The sequence below is a fragment of the Actinomadura alba genome, from assembly GCF_014323705.1.
GTDB classification, from domain to species: domain Bacteria; phylum Actinomycetota; class Actinomycetes; order Streptosporangiales; family Streptosporangiaceae; genus Actinomadura_C; species Actinomadura_C alba.
On record NZ_JABVEC010000015.1, the window covers coordinates 118,298 to 132,689 of the forward strand.

Consider the following 14,392-nt stretch of genomic DNA (forward strand, 5'->3'; position numbering starts at 1 on the left):
GTGGCCGTCGACTTTGGTCTAGCCGAAATGGCAGCTCGACCGACGCTCACCACGGAGCCGGGACCGGAGACTTCGGGTCATGACGAACAGCATCCCCACGACGGGCGAAGGGCCTGGCGGCGCGGAGGCCGACGCTCTCGCCGCGCGCGCCGAGGCGATCAACAAGATCTATGGCAGTGGTGACGCCGAGGTGGTCGCGCTGGACGACGTGACCGTCGGTCTCGGGCGCGGCCGGTTCACGGCGATCATGGGACCGTCAGGTTCCGGCAAGTCCACCCTCATGCACTGCATGGCCGGGCTCGACACGGTCGACTCCGGCCGCGTGTTCATCGGTGCGGTCGAGCTGACCCGGCTCGACGACAGGCGGCTCACCCGGCTGCGCCGGGACAAGGTCGGCTTCGTCTTCCAAACGTTCAACCTGGTACCGACGCTCACGGCACTGGAGAACATCACGCTCCCGACGGACATCGCCGGCCGCCGGCCGGACCGCGACTGGCTCGACACCGTCATCGACGCCGTCGGGCTGCGCGACCGGCTCCGCCACAGGCCGGGCGAACTGTCGGGAGGGCAGCAGCAGCGGGTCGCGTGCGCCCGGGCGCTGGCCGGCCGCCCGGACGTCGTCTTCGCGGACGAGCCGACCGGCAACCTCGACTCCCGCTCGGGCGGCGAGGTGCTGTCGTTCCTGCGCGACTCCGTACGGAGGATGGGCCAGACGGTCGTCATGGTCACCCACGACCCGGTGGCCGCGGGCCACTCCGACGAAGTGATCTTCCTTAGTGACGGGCGCATCGTCGACCGGATGCCAGGCCCGACGGCGGAGAAGGTCCTCGAGCGGATGAAGGGCTTCGAGCTCGCCGGGGGAGGCGCGGCCCGATGATGACGAAGCTCACGCTGCGCAGTCTCGCGGCGCACCGGCTCAGGTTGGGGCTCACCGCGCTCGCGGTGATCCTCGGCGTCTCGTTCGTGTCGGGCACGCTCATCTTCAAGGACACGATGACGCGCGGCTTCGACGGCCTCTTCTCCGACGTGTACAAGGACGTCGAGGTCATCGTCCAGGCGAAGCGGTCGTTCGCCGCGACCGAGGACGATCTCGCCCGCCCGATCCCGCAGTCGGTGCTCACCACGATCAGGGAGCGGACCCCTGCGGCGGCGGGCGCGGCCGGCGCCGCGGAGGGCTACGCGGCCATCGTCGGCAAGGACGGCGAGGTCATCGGCGGGCAGGGGATGACCAACCTCGGCGGAGGCTGGACCGACGCGGCCGGTTCCGATCTGAGGATCGCGTCGGGCCGCCCGCCCCGCGCACCCGACGAGGTGGTCATCGACTCGGCGAGTGCGGGCAAGGGCGGGCTCAGAGCCGGTGACCGGGTCGAGATCCTCACCCAGGGGCCGACCCGGGTGATGCGGGTCAGCGGTACCTTCACCCTCGGCTCGCTGGGAAATCTGGAGAAGTTCGTCACCTATGCGCTGTTCACTCCCGAGGTCGCGCAGGAGCTCCTGGTCAAGCCGGGCCACTACTCCCAGATCTACGTCCGGGCCCGGCCCGGCGTGTCCCCGGAGCGGCTGCGCGACCAGGTCGCCGCGGTGCTGCCCGGCGGCTATGAGGCCGTCACCGGGCAGCAGGAGGTGGACGAGACCAAGGCCGAGATCAGGCGGCTCTTCGACCTTCTCGCGATCTTTCTTTTGATCTTCGCCGCCGTGTCGGTCTTCGTGGGCTCGTTCATCATCTTCAACACTTTCTCGATGCTGGTCGCCCAGCGTTCCCGTGAGCTCGCGCTGCTGCGGGCCGTGGGGGCGAGCCGCCGGCAGGTGACCCGTTCGGTACTGGGCGAGGCGGTCGGTGTGGGGCTCATCGGCTCCACGCTCGGACTCGCCGCCGGTGCCGGACTCGCCGTGGGGCTCAGGGTGGTGTTCACGCTCTTCGACATCGACCTGCCCGCGACGAGACCGGTGCTCACCGCTCCCACCGTCCTCTGGTCGTACGCCGTCGGGATGATCGTCACCGTGGTGGCGGCCTACCTGCCGGCCCGGCGCGCGGCGAAGATCCCACCGGTGGCGGCCATGCGGGACGATATCGGCCTGCCGGAACGCTCCATGCGCATCCGGCTCGCCGCGGGGGCCGTCCTGATGGCCGGCGGCGGGTCCGCCCTCGCCGGGGGGCTGGCCGGGTCGGGGGAGGACGGGGCGAGCCTCGTGGGTCTCGGCGCCGGGGTGGTGTTCCTGGCCGTCGCCATGCTGAGCCCGGTCATCAGCCGGCCCGTCACCTGGCTGCTCGGCTGGCCCATCGCCCGGCTGGCGGGCGCCGTCGGCCGGCTGAGCCGGGAGAACACCCGGCGCAATCCACGCCGTACCGCGGCCACCGCGTCCGCCCTGATGATCGGGCTGGCGCTCGTGGCCATGGTCTCGGTGCTCGCGGAGTCGATGAAGACCTCCGTGGACCGCGCGTTCGACCGCGGGCTCGGTGCCGACTTCACCATGCGGCCCGTCGGCATCGGCGGCTTCAGCCCGGAGGCGGTCGAGGCGGTGGCCGAGGCACCCGGCGTCAGCGGCGTCACACCGGTCAGGCTCGGCACGATCAAGCTGGTGGGGCATGAGACGCCCGTGATGGTCGCCGACCCGCCGGCGCTCGTCACGCCGATCGATCTCGAGATCGCCGACGGCACCGGCATGATCGGCCCGGACGAGCTGTTGGTCCAGCGCAACGCGGCCGACCAGTGGGGCTGGTCGGTCGGCAGCACGGTGGCGGCGGAGTACCCAGACGGCGTCAAGACGTCCCTGCGCGTCGCCGGGATCTTCGCCGACAACCAGGTGGCGACCAGCCCGTACATCATGGCGCCGGCCGGTTACCGGCCGCACGCGCCGAGCGAGCTGGTCCAGCTCGCCTACGTCGACACCGAGGACGTCGCCGAGGCGCGCCGGTCGATCGAGTCGGCGCTGGCCGCCCATCCCAACGTGATCCTGCGGGACCGCGAGGAGACCAAGGCCCAGGCCCGGCAGGAGATCGACCAGCTGGTCGCCGTGATCATCGCTCTGCTGGTGCTGTCGGTCATCATCGCGGCGCTCGGGATCGTGAACACCCTCGCGCTGTCGGTGATCGAGCGCACCCGGGAGATCGGCCTGCTCCGCGCGGTCGGCATGAGCCGCCGCCAACTGCGCCGCATGGTGCGGTACGAGTCCGTGGTGATCGCGGTGTTCGGGGCCACGCTCGGCCTGGCCGTGGGCGTCGCGTCCGGATGGGCCTTGCAGCGGGCCATGGCCGACCAGGGCGTCGACGTGCTGACCATCCCCTTCGGCCGGCTCGCCGGCTACGCGGTCGTCGCCGCCGTCATCGGGGTCATCGCGGCGATCTGGCCGGCCCGGCGCGCCGCGAGGATGGACGTCCTGCGCGCCATCACCACCCAGTAGCCGATCGGGCCGCCTCGGTGCCGTCACCCGGCGGTAGCGCCGATCAACGTGGACCGGATATGAGGCTACATGGGCCGATTTCGAGGCCATTGAATGGACGTTCGCGGCATCCGGATTGAAACGCTGCGAACGCCGCGAATTTATGTTCACGCCCGGCCCGGCTCGGGCCGGGAATCGTCAGGCGGCGGACCTCACGGTCTGGGCCTGCTCGGCCTCGCGCAACTCCTCGCGCTTGGCGCGGTGGAAGACGAACGGCCCGAGCGGGAGTACTGCGGCGACCAGGGCGAGCACCGTGGTCCCGATGCCCCAGTCCAGCCGGGCGCGCACGTCGAAGGTGGCCACGACGAGCGCGATGAACAGAACGGCGTGAAGCAGGCCGAGTGGCATGACGAGGTCGATGTCGGAGATCCGGCTGAGCAGCGAACCGAAGATCAGCAGGAGCAGGAAGGAAATGCCTTCGGCAAAGGAGAGCAGCCGGAAGCGGGAGTAGGAATTGGACGGCATGCACAGATCTAAACACACCTCCGCCGCACCCCCGCATGGGGTCCGGTGTGGCGGTCACAGCGGTCACAGCGGTCCGGCCGGGGCGGGACGGTGCGCCGGACCGTGTGCGTCGCCGCAGTGGGCGCCGGTGGGCGTGGCGCCGATGAGCAGCGTTTCGGGGGCGATGTGGTCGACCTGGAGAGTGGTGTGGCCGATGTGGTGCCGTTCGGAGAGCAGGCCCTCCACGTCCCGGCGGACGGTGTGGCAGTCGCCGCCGGGCTCGACGAGAACGTGCGCCGACAGCGCGGGGTAACCGGAAGTGACTTCCCAGACGTGCAGGTCGTGGACTTCGACGACTCCCGGCCGGTCGGCCATCGCGGCGCCGATGACGGCGGGATCCGTGCCGGCCGGCGCGGCCTCCATGAACACGCGGCCGGAGTCGCGGACGAGTTCGTAGCCGGCTTTGATCATCAGGGCGGCGACGACGAGCGCGGCGATGGCGTCGGCGCGGGTGAAGCCGGTCAGCATGACGACGAGGCCCGCGACGGCGGCGGCGATGAAGGCGAACAGGTCGTTGAGGATGTGCTGGTAGGCGCCTTCGATGTTGAGGCGGGTGCGGTCGGCCCTGCCGATCAGGCGGGCCGCGGCCACGTTGACGGCGATGCCGGCCAGTGCCGTCACCAGCACGGGCCAGCCCTCGACGTCGGGAGGGTGGATCAGCCGGGCGATCCCCTCGTAGATGAAGTAGACGGCCAGCAGCAGCAGGGTGAGCCCGTTGATCTGCGCTGACATGATCTCGGCGCGTTTGAGGCCGAAGGTGTATCCGCCCTGGGGAGGCCGGGCCGACAACCGCATCGCGATCAGCGCGAACACGATCGCCGCGGCGTCGCTCAGCATGTGCGCGGCGTCGGAGATCAACGCCAGCGAACCGGAGAGCACGCCGACGACGACCTCGACGGCGATGAAGGCGACGAGCAGGACCAGGGCGGCGGTGAGGTGGCGCCGATCCGCGTCGGCGGGCACGCCGTGGCGGTGCCCGGCATGCGCGGCCGGCGTCTCTGTATGAACATCTGAATGATCGCTCATATGTGCACGATAGAGGGACCGGCCCGACCCCGGCAAGGTGGCCAGGCCGTGCGGGCTATGCCGTGGCATCTTCCTGAGGCCGGAATTCGGTGGCGGCGTTATCGCGTGAAGTAACGGGGCCATCGCATTCTGTCCCGCGTTTCCCGACGGCCGTAAACGAGTCGTGCGGATGTCGCTACTGCGATTTCTGGAATGTCCGCAACTGGGCATGCTAACGCCCCATTATGGGGAAGTCCATCCTTTATAGCTGCACTGTCATGTGCCAAAATGCGTTCGGTCCGTGGGGGAGTGAACAGGAGGCAAGAGTGATTCTCGGGATGCGACGAGTGAGCAGGCGCGTGGCGATACCTGCCCTGGCCGGCGCGATGGCGCTGAGCCTGGTACAGACGCCGGCCGCGCAGGCTCGTCCTCGTCCGATCGACAAACAACCCACCGCGACGGGTTACGGCGGTGCTGTGGCGTCACTCGACCCGTACGCCTCCAAGGCCGGCCTGGAGATCCTGCGCCGAGGGGGGAACGCGGTCGACGCGGCCATCGCGACGTCGGCCGCGCTCGGCGTGACGCGGCCCTATGACGGCAGCATCGGCGGCGGCGGGTTCCTGGTCATCTATTCGGCGAAGACCGGCAAGGTGACCACGATCGACACCCGCGAGGCGGCGCCGGCCGCCGCGAAGCCCGATCTCTTCATCGATCCCTCGACCGGGCAGCCCATCCCGTTCACCGAGCGGCGGGTCTCGGGCCTGTCCATCGGTGTCCCCGGTGTCGTGCGCGGCTGGGAGCGCGCGTTGGACGAGTTCGGCAAGATGCCGCTGCGGCGCGTGCTGGAACCCGCGACGAGGCTCGCGGAGGACGGCTTCATCGTCGACGAGCAGTACCAGAGCCGGACCGCGTCGAACCTGGCGATCCTGCGCGACTTCACCTCCAGCCGCGACACGTTCCTGACCGAGGACGGGCAGGCACCCCAGGTGGGCACCGTCTTCCGCAACGAGGAACTCGCACGCACCTACAAGATCCTGGCCGCCAAGGGCGCCTCGGCGTTCTACAAGGGCGACATCGCCGAGGCGATCGCCGACACGGTGACCGACCCGCCCGTGGTGCCGGGCAGCACCCGGAACGTGCGCTCCGGAGCGATGAAGGCCTCGGACCTCGCCGACTACCGGGCGCTCGAGAAGCCCCCGACCGAGGTGGGTTACCGCGGTGTCAAGGTGCACGGCATGTCCCCGCCCTCCAGCGGCGGTTCGACGGTCGGAGAGGCCCTCAACATCCTCGAGAACTTCGACCTGAAGAACCTGCCGCGAGGGGAGGCGCTGCACCGGCTGATCGAGAGCTCCGCCCTGTCGTTCGCCGACCGCAACGCCTACATCGGCGACGACCGCTACGTGGACGTGCCGCTGACCGGCCTGCTGTCGCAGGGCTACGGTGACGAGCGGAGCAAGCTCATCGGCCCGCGGTCGGCCACCAAGCCGGTGGCCGCCGGAAACCCGTGGCCGTACAACGGCGGCGGCGGCAAGCCGAGAACCGGTGGCGCCGGGGATGTGGACGGTTCGACGACCCACCTGACGACGGCCGACCGGTGGGGCAACGTCGTGGCCTACACCTTCACGCTCGAGCAGATCAGCGGCAGCGGCATCGCGGTGCCCGGCTACGGATTCCTGCTGAACAACGAGCTCACCGACTTCTCCGCCGACCCCAACGACCCGGCCAACGCGCCGGCCGCTGGCAAGCGGCCGCGCAGCAGCATGACCCCCACGATCGTGACCAAGGACGGGCGGCCGCTCCTCGCCACGGGGTCGCCGGGCAGCGCGGTGATCATCACCAGCGTGCTGCAGGTGCTGGTGAACCACCTCGACTTCGGGATGAGCCTGCCCGAGGCGATCGCCGCCCCGCGCCTGTCCAACACCAACTCGGCGACGACGACCGCCGAGCAGGGGCTGGTGCAGAGCCCTGAGGGTGACGCGCTCCGGGGCCTCGGTCATCAGTTCACGCAGACGGGGACGCTCGGCAACATGACGGGTGTCGCGTTCCTGAGGGACGGCCGGCTGCAGGCGGCCGCGGAGCCCGTCCGCCTCGGCGGCGGCAGCGCCATGGTCGTCCACCCGGCCGATCGCCGCTGATCATCCTTCGATCCGGTACGTGAGGGCGGTCGTGGCCGCCCTCACGTACCGGCCGCACCGGTCCATGACAGGCGCGGGTGACCTCTGCGCCGTTGAGGCGGATCCGCACGTCGTGCGGTGACACGCCCCGGGGCGGCCGTACCCGCACCCGCGCGTCACCGCCCGACACCTGATCGGCGCGGCTACCGCCCGGCCTCGTGCGCTTCGACCAGCCCCTTGGGGGCCGTCAGGCACCAGGCCTCGGTCACCAGCTCAAGCAGCTCGTCGGCGTCGATCTTCGCGAGATGCACCACGACCCAGCCGAACCGGCCGGCCGTGAACTGGGGCTCGAACACCTCCGGACGCTCGGCCACCAGCGCGATCTGCTCCTCGATCGTCGCCTTGAGCCCAACGGTCTCGGTCCTCTCCCAGAGGTAGCCGAAGCCCTTGCCGCGGACCTTCAGGGCGGTCCACTCACCGCCCTCGCTCTGCTGGACCTCGGGCAGATCGCCCAGCATCTCCAGGAACTCATCGACGCTCACACCCATGCCCCACGTCTACCAGAGCGGTACGACACTCTGCTCGGCGTGCGCGTTCGCCAGGACGTCCAGGATGCAGGCACGCCGAATGTTCGCGCGCGCGCCCGGACGCGTACCACACCACCCACGGCGACCGCGTGCGCACTGCCCGCTCGCGGGGAGCACGCGGGGAACGGGCGGGGAGCGGCTCGGCAGATCATGTCACCGGCCGTACACCGCGAGGCCCGGCCCATGGGCGCCTCGGAACGGAAGGTGGGCATGACCGCGCAGAGTATGGATCAGGCATGACGGTTCGCCAGGAGGTCGCCCACCGGCCCGCCCCCACGGCGACCGCTCCGGCCGCCGTCGAACTGGACGGCGTCACGAAGGCGTTCGGCGCGGTCCAGGCCGTACGCGAGGTGACGCTGCGGATCGAACCCGGACAGGTCTACGGCGTCCTCGGTCCCAACGGCGCCGGAAAGACGACGCTGCTGCGGATCCTGCTCGGCCTCGTCCGCACCGACTCGGGCACCGTCAACGTTCTCGGGCGGGCGCCGGGCACCCCGGAGACGCTGCGGGACATCGGCGCGCTGATCGAGTCACCGGCGTTCGTGCCGCACCTGTCCGGGCGGACGAACCTGCGGGTGCTCGCCCGCGCCCGCGGCGTGGCCGACGCAGAGGTCGCCCGGGTGCTGCGGGTCGTCGACATGCAGGACGCGGCCGACCGCCGGGTCAACGGCTACTCGCTGGGCATGAGACAGCGCCTGGGCGTCGCGGCGGCCATGCTCGGCGAGCCGTCGCTGCTCATCCTGGACGAGCCGACGAACGGCCTCGACCCCGACGGCATGGCATCGATGCGTTCCCTGATCCGCGATCTGGGCGGCAGGGTCACCGTCCTGCTCTCGTCCCACCTCCTCGGCGAGGTCCAGGAGGTCTGCGACCGCGTCGTGGTGCTGGACAAGGGCGCAGTCGTCGCCGAGGACTCGGTCTCGGCGCTGCTCGGCGCGGCCGGGTCCAGGACCGTCGCCGTCTGGGCGCACCCGATGGACGTGGCCGGCGATCTCCTGAGGTCGAACGGCGCCTGGACCGACGCCGTACGGGCCGGCGGCGGAGACGATCCGCACTGGCGGCTGGAACTCGACCCCGGCGGCGTGCCCGAACTGGTGAGAGCGCTGGTCGAGGGCGGTGTCGAGGTCCACGAGATACGGCGGGAGCGCCGGTCGCTCGAGCAGGTGTTCTTCGCGCTGACGGACAACTCCAGCGGGTCCACCGGGAGCGGCACATGAGGCACGCGATGGCCGCCGAGGCGCTCCTGCTGCGCAAGCGCCTCGCTCCGTTCGTGGTCGGCGGCGGCTGGGTCGTCATGGTGGTCGGCTTCGGCTTCGGCGTGCCGTACATCGTCTACGCGACCCTGGACCCGGTGAAGCAAGCCGCCGACCGGGCCGAGCTGCTCGCGACGCTGCTGCCCGCCGCCGCCCACACCACCGCGGCCGGCAGCTATCCCCTGTTCGGCGGAGCGATCATGCTGATCCTCGGCGTGCTCATCACGGGCTCGGAATATCGCTGGGGCACGTGGCCCGCCCGGCTGTCCCAGGGGCCCGGCCGCGCCGGTGTCGTCCTGGCGAAGGTCCTGGTGGGCACCGCCGCGGTCGTCCTCATCGCGACCGCCGCCCTGGCTGCCTCGCTCGTGGCCTCGATCGTCGTCGCATCGGTGGAGGGGCGATCGCTCACCTGGCCGGCCGCCTCGGCGATCGCCACGGCGCTCGGTGCCACGGTGTTCATCTCCGTCGCCTGGATGAGCGTCGGCGCCGCCCTCGCAGTGATCTTCCGTGGAGTCGGCGCGGCCCTCGGTGCCGGGCTGCTGTGGACGCTCGGCCTCGAGAACGCGCTGTCCGGCCTCGCGGGGGTCGTCCCCGCCCTGGAGCCCGTGCGCGCGATCCTGCTCGGTCCGGCGAGCGGCTCGCTCGTCGCCGCGCTGGGCGTGCCCTCGCTGAGCGAGGGAGGGGCCGTGGGCGTGGCGGCGTACATGAGCGCCCCGGCCGCATGCGCCGTGCTGTCCGGCTACATCGTCGCCGGCGTCGCGCTGGCCACCGTCCTGATCCGCCGCAGGGACATCACATGACGTCCAGGACCCGAGCCGGGAGAACACTTTGACAACCGAGATCCGCGAGGTCGTCCGCCCTCGGATGCGTACCGACATGGCCTTTCTCGAGACCCGGGACGGCGTGTACGTACACGGGCACGGTGACTCCTTCGTCATCAGGGGCGCCGGCGCCTACCGCTACCTGTCGGCGTTGCTGCCCCATCTCGACGGCTCGACCACGCTGCACGACCTCGTGGCGCCGCTGCCCGAGGCGCATGCCGTCAGCGTACGGTCGCTGATCGCGACACTGGCCTCCCGGGGGGTGATCACCGACGCGCCCGAGCGCAGCGCGGTCCTGGACTCGGGGATCAGCACCCGGTTCGCCGGGCAGATCGCCCTGCTGGAACATCACGGCGACGACGGCACGGGGTTCCTGCGGGCCGCGCGGGCACGGGTCCTGGTGATCTGCGAGGACCCGGCTCAGGCGGCCGCGCTCGCGGACTCCCTGACCGCCAACGGTGTCGGCTGCGCCCCCGCCGGGTCGGTCCGGGTCGCGACGGCCGGCGAGGTCACCACCGCGAGCCTGACCGGCGTCGACCTGCTCTGCCTGATCGCCGTGGACCGCCCGTCGCCCGCACTGTTCGAGCTGGCCGCGGGCGCCCGCGGCGCCGGAGCGGCCTTCGTCTCCCTGGTGCGGGTCGGAGACCGGCTGATCCTCGGCCCGTGGCAGCACCGCGACGGGCGTGGTGCCTGCCTTCATTCGATGATGCTGCGCCTGAGCGACAACGGGATCGCGGGTGCCGCGGACGTCTGGCGAACGGCCGTGGCCGGCACCGCGGCGGCCGCCCCGGCGACGGCGCTGCCCGGCACCGCGGTGTCCGTCGCCGTCAGCGTTGCCGGCTTCGAGGTGTTCAAGGCCCTGACCGGCGCCATCTCCAGCGACATCGACGGCGCTGTCGTGATCATGGATCCGGATCGGCTCACCATCCAGACCGAGCGCGTCGTCCAGCATCCCGCCGCGCCGCACGGATCGAGGACGGATGCCGCGATCGCCGAGCCCGACGGTGCCGACCTCTCCACGGTCGAGCGCGCCTACCTGCGCTTCGAGCACGTGGTCGCCGACACGGTCGGCATCATACGCAGGTTCGACGACGACGCCATCTCGCAGATTCCCGCGAAGGTCTCCGCGCTGATCGCGCCGTCCGCCGATCCCGCGCCGATCGTAGCCTTCGGTTCCGACGTCCTGCTCGGGGCCAGGCTGGCGGCCCTCGAAGAGGCGTCCCTGCGCTATGCCGTGAACATCCACCGCCGGTGCGAGGGACTCCTGGCCCCGGCGGGCCCGGACGCCGAAGTCGTTGAAGCCGAGCGGTTGCCGACCTGGCTCGGTGCCGTGCCGCCGGCCGGCGACACGCTGGTGGCGGCGAGCGATCTGGCCGGATCGGCCCCGCTCGCCCTCCCCCGTGGCGCGGTGCTCGCGGGGCCCTGGGATCGCAGGGCCGCGCGCTTCGAACCCGATCTCGCCGGCCTGGCGGCCGGGAGCACGCCGGAGGCGGCCGCGTCCAGGGCACTGCTCGGGGCGGCCGGGGCGTACACCTGCACGGCCGTGGCGCACGAGGAGATCCCGGTCCGCCCCGTCGGCGATCCGTCGAACGTCGCGGGCGCGGACCCGGAGCAGCGAAAGCGCCTGTCGATGCTCATGGAGGCGTTGCGGCGAGACGGCCGCTCGCTCACGTTCTACCTGGCACTCGGTGTCGTACCGGTCGCGATCGTGCGGGTACGGGAGGGATCGGGGGAACACGTCACCGCCCGGGCCGGGCATTCGTGGTTCGCCGCGGTCGAGTCCGCGTTGCTCGCCATCGCGGGAGCACACCAGATCGCCGAATCTCCGACCGGCTGGACCGGACCGTGTGCGCCCGCCGCCCCGACCCTGGCGGGATTCGCGGTGTCGGAACGGCTGAAGGACACCTCGGTGCTGAACGAGACCGTCGAACACGACACGGTGCTCGCCCGTCTGCACGCGGCCGGCATGCGTGCCGGGAAGGTCGATCTCACTCCGCCCGACCTGAGCGGGGTCACGAACGTCGTCAGGGTCCTGTTGTTCCGCGCTGCCGGCCGGTCCGGATGAGAAGCGTTCCCTCCGGGTCGGGATCCGGCACGGGCAGCGGCGGCCGCACCACGTGGGTGCGGCCGTGGACACCTGGCGCGGATCTCTGCCGAGAGGAGGTGAATGACCATGGCTCTCACAGAGGAACTGCTCGCTCTCGAAACGGCGACGTTCGAGATCGCTGACATCAGCGATCTGGGACAGGACGCCGCGGGCTGGTGCAGCTCGTCGTGCAGCTGCTCCAGCTGCAGCTCGTGCAGCACGTCCAGCTGTTGCTCCACGAGCACCAGCACGGGTTGCGGCGGCGGCTGACCCTCCGCGCCCCGGCCGTCAGATCTCGACCAGAAGTCTCAATCAGAAAGGCGACGGATGAGCAAGACACTCGACCTTGAGCTGCTCGAGCTCGAGGCGGCGACATTCGAGGTGGTCGACAACGTCGACCCGTCGATGGACATGGCCGCCACGAGCTCGTCGTGCAGCTGCTCCAGCTGCTGCTCGTGCAGCACGTCCAGCTGTTGCTCCACCAGCACCAGCACCTCCAGCTGCGGCTGATCCACACCCACGTATGACCGCTGCGGGCCAAGGGCCCTGGCCCGCAGTGCACTGCCGGTTCCGCGCAGGTCGGTCACGCATCCGCTGACACGGAAAGGTTCCGCGTTCCTTGACGAACTTGACAGAAGAGACCACGGTCAGGCCGAGGACCACGGCGCCCGGGCGGCCGGCCGCCGCGGTGCTGGGCGAGCGGATCGCGGCCTTCCTCGCAGAGACGGCGGCCGGACCCGGCGGCACCGTGGACGTCGCCACGCTGGGCATCCCCTTGGACACCGACCGTTTCACGATCCCGGGACACCGGCCGGACCGGGCGCCCTCGGTCAGCGTCCGCCGTTACGCCGAGACGATCATCGTGGCCGCCACTCCCGGTGGCCACGGCCCATGTCCCCAATGCCTGGATCGGCGCTGGACGGGGTGCAGGCCGAAGCTGGAGCGCGACATCCTCGACGAGCCGCACGGGGTCCTCCGCTCCACCGTCACCGCACCCGGGCCGCATGCGATCGCGATCGCCGCCGCACTGGTCGGGGCGGCGGCCGAGCACGCCGAAGTGGACTCGCCGGTCCAGCCGGTATGGGAGATCAGCACGCTCACCGCCCGGGTCGACCGGTTCAGCCTGCTCAAGGATTCGTCCTGCGAGGCCTGCTCCGCCCCCGTGCCCGACGACCCGGAGAACGCCCGTGTGCGCCTGGCACCCACACCGGCGGCGAACCCCGGGGCCACCCGGGCGCACCCGCCCGAAGACCTCCGGCTGCCGATGGACGCTCTGGCGAATCCGGTGTGCGGGATGCTGGGCCGACCGGCGGTGCGCGCGTACCACGCGACCGCCACCGCTCCGGCCACCGGCCGCTTCATGGTGCGCAGCAAGTACGGTCTGCACGAGATGTACTGGAGCGGGCACGCGGAGAGCTACGGCCGCAGCGAGCTGCTGGGAGTGCTGGAAGGGCTCGAACGCGACGCGGGCCAGCGTCCCCGCCGCGTCGAGGTGGCTCAGCGCGCGTCCGTGACCGAACTGACCGCTCCTCATGTCTCGATGGAGCAGTGCGGGCTCTACGATCCGGACTTCTACCGGATGCACAGCGACAAGTACGTGCCGTGGTCGGAGAACCCGCGGGTGCCCTGGGTCTGGGGGTGGTCGCTGCGTGACGACCGGGCGGTGCTCGTGCCCGAACAGCTCGTGTACTACCTCGACCACCGCACCGACCACCGCAACACGGTTCAGGAATGCTCCAACGGATGCGCGTCGGGAAGCTCGGTCACCGAGGCGGTGCTGCACGGCCTGCTCGAACTCGTCGAACGCGACGCCTTCCTGATCAGCTGGTACTCCGGGCTCACACCGACCGAGATCGACCTGGACACCGTGGACCATCCCCTGGTCCAGCAGATGCGCGCGCACGTCGACCTGCAAGGTTACGACCTGCGGTGCTTCGACATCCGCGTCGACCTGCCGGTGCCGGCCGTCGGCGCGGTCGGTGTACGCCGTGACGGCGGGCCCGGCCGCCTGTGCTTCGCCGGCGGCGCCTCGCTCGACCCGGCCGACGCCGTGCGCGCCGCCGTGTGCGAGGTCGCGTCGTACGTCACCGGCTTCGAGGACCGGGTCACCGCCTCCCTCGAACACGCCGAGCACATGGTCACCGACTACCGGCACGTCACCGAGCTGGAGCACCACGCGCTGCTGTTCGGGATGCCGGAGATGGCGCGGCACGCCGAGCACTGGCTGCGCCAGTCCCACCGCACCCCGCTCGACGACGCCTTCGCCGACTGGGCCGCCGGCCGCGAACCGGTCACCGACCTCGCGACGCCCACCCAGGAGATCGTCGGCCTGTTCGCCGGGCGCGGGTTCGACACCGTGGTGGTCGACCAGACGACACCGGAACAGCGGTCGATGGGCCTGCACACCGTCGCCACGTTGGCACCGGGGCTGATCCCGATCGACTTCGGCTGGCAACGGCAACGGGTGCTGAGCATGCCACGGACCCTCTGGGCTCCCTACCAGGCGGGCCTGACCTCCCGTCCCCTGACGCCTGAGCAGCTGCATCTCGTCCCGCACCCCTTCCCGTAGGAGCTGAGCACA

The 14,392-nt window shown here is 71.0% G+C and carries 11 protein-coding genes and 1 pseudogene; 7 read left to right on the forward strand and 5 right to left on the reverse strand.

The features are described 5' to 3' along the window. Positions 1-79 precede the first annotated feature (79 nt). The gene (locus HKK74_RS20605; RefSeq protein ID WP_187244887.1) at positions 80-877 is read left to right on the forward strand and encodes an ABC transporter ATP-binding protein; all 798 of its coding nucleotides are present in this window, start codon (positions 80-82) and stop codon (positions 875-877) included. Further along, positions 874-3,402 (forward strand): ABC transporter permease, encoded by a 2,529-nt coding sequence (locus HKK74_RS20610; RefSeq protein ID WP_246491791.1) that lies wholly within the window; start codon positions 874-876, stop codon positions 3,400-3,402. Before HKK74_RS20605 ends, HKK74_RS20610 begins: the two co-directional genes overlap by 4 nt. A gap of 177 nt (positions 3,403-3,579) precedes the next feature. On the opposite strand, the gene HKK74_RS20615 is transcribed toward HKK74_RS20610, so the two are convergent. Together HKK74_RS20615 and HKK74_RS20620 are read right to left on the reverse strand one after the other, a co-directional pair. Beyond that, the gene (locus HKK74_RS20615; RefSeq protein ID WP_187244888.1) at positions 3,580-3,906 is read right to left on the reverse strand and encodes a DUF3817 domain-containing protein; all 327 of its coding nucleotides are present in this window, start codon (positions 3,904-3,906) and stop codon (positions 3,580-3,582) included. 63 nt (positions 3,907-3,969) lie between these two features. Further along, on the reverse strand, positions 3,970-4,971 hold the full coding sequence (locus HKK74_RS20620; protein ID WP_187244889.1) for a cation diffusion facilitator family transporter: 1,002 nt from the start codon (positions 4,969-4,971) through the stop codon (positions 3,970-3,972). Positions 4,972-5,309: 338 nt separating this feature from the next. Between HKK74_RS20620 and ggt the strand changes: the two genes are divergently transcribed. Beyond that, the gene (ggt, locus tag HKK74_RS20625; RefSeq protein WP_312881646.1) at positions 5,310-7,085 is read left to right on the forward strand and encodes a gamma-glutamyltransferase; all 1,776 of its coding nucleotides are present in this window, start codon (positions 5,310-5,312) and stop codon (positions 7,083-7,085) included. 79 nt (positions 7,086-7,164) lie between these two features. Here ggt and HKK74_RS41935 read toward each other — a convergent pair. Next, positions 7,165-7,257, reverse strand: a pseudogene (locus tag HKK74_RS41935) (hypothetical protein); the annotation flags it as partial. Between the two features lie 10 nt (positions 7,258-7,267). Next, positions 7,268-7,612 (reverse strand): MmcQ/YjbR family DNA-binding protein, encoded by a 345-nt coding sequence (locus tag HKK74_RS20630; protein ID WP_187244890.1) that lies wholly within the window; start codon positions 7,610-7,612, stop codon positions 7,268-7,270. A gap of 275 nt (positions 7,613-7,887) precedes the next feature. Here HKK74_RS20630 and HKK74_RS20635 point away from each other — a divergent pair, with 275 nt between their 5' ends. The 3 genes from HKK74_RS20635 to HKK74_RS20645 are packed head-to-tail and all read left to right on the forward strand — an operon-like array spanning position 7,888 to position 11,790. Continuing rightward, the gene (locus HKK74_RS20635) at positions 7,888-8,868 is read left to right on the forward strand and encodes an ATP-binding cassette domain-containing protein (protein ID WP_187244891.1); all 981 of its coding nucleotides are present in this window, start codon (positions 7,888-7,890) and stop codon (positions 8,866-8,868) included. Further along, the gene (locus HKK74_RS20640) at positions 8,865-9,704 is read left to right on the forward strand and encodes an ABC transporter permease subunit (protein WP_187244892.1); all 840 of its coding nucleotides are present in this window, start codon (positions 8,865-8,867) and stop codon (positions 9,702-9,704) included. The genes HKK74_RS20635 and HKK74_RS20640 overlap by 4 nt, the downstream gene beginning before the upstream one ends. Positions 9,705-9,732: 28 nt before the next feature. After that, on the forward strand, positions 9,733-11,790 hold the full coding sequence (locus HKK74_RS20645; protein ID WP_187244893.1) for a YcaO-like family protein: 2,058 nt from the start codon (positions 9,733-9,735) through the stop codon (positions 11,788-11,790). 329 nt (positions 11,791-12,119) lie between these two features. On the opposite strand, the gene HKK74_RS20650 is transcribed toward HKK74_RS20645, so the two are convergent. Further along, a complete protein-coding gene (locus HKK74_RS20650; protein ID WP_187244894.1) occupies positions 12,120-12,398 on the reverse strand; it encodes a hypothetical protein in 279 nt (92 codons plus the stop codon). A 32-nt stretch (positions 12,399-12,430) separates the two neighbouring features. Here HKK74_RS20650 and HKK74_RS20655 point away from each other — a divergent pair, with 32 nt between their 5' ends. After that, entirely contained in the window at positions 12,431-14,380 is a 1,950-nt protein-coding gene (locus tag HKK74_RS20655; RefSeq protein ID WP_187244895.1) for a TOMM precursor leader peptide-binding protein, read from the forward strand. Positions 14,381-14,392: the final 12 nt, after the last annotated feature.

Bases quoted from the DNA above. Each gene is read 5' to 3' on its own strand.
- HKK74_RS20605 (WP_187244887.1), top strand. From the start codon at position 80: ATGACGAACAGCATCCCCACGACGGGCGAAGGGCCTGGCGGCGCGGAG.
- HKK74_RS20635 (WP_187244891.1), top strand. From the start codon at position 7,888: ATGACGGTTCGCCAGGAGGTCGCCCACCGGCCCGCCCCCACGGCGACC.
- HKK74_RS20620 (WP_187244889.1), bottom strand. From the start codon at position 4,971: ATGAGCGATCATTCAGATGTTCATACAGAGACGCCGGCCGCGCATGCC.
- HKK74_RS20610 (WP_246491791.1), top strand. From the start codon at position 874: ATGATGACGAAGCTCACGCTGCGCAGTCTCGCGGCGCACCGGCTCAGG.
- HKK74_RS20640 (WP_187244892.1), top strand. From the start codon at position 8,865: ATGAGGCACGCGATGGCCGCCGAGGCGCTCCTGCTGCGCAAGCGCCTC.
- HKK74_RS20630 (WP_187244890.1), bottom strand. From the start codon at position 7,612: ATGGGTGTGAGCGTCGATGAGTTCCTGGAGATGCTGGGCGATCTGCCC.
- HKK74_RS20615 (WP_187244888.1), bottom strand. From the start codon at position 3,906: ATGCCGTCCAATTCCTACTCCCGCTTCCGGCTGCTCTCCTTTGCCGAA.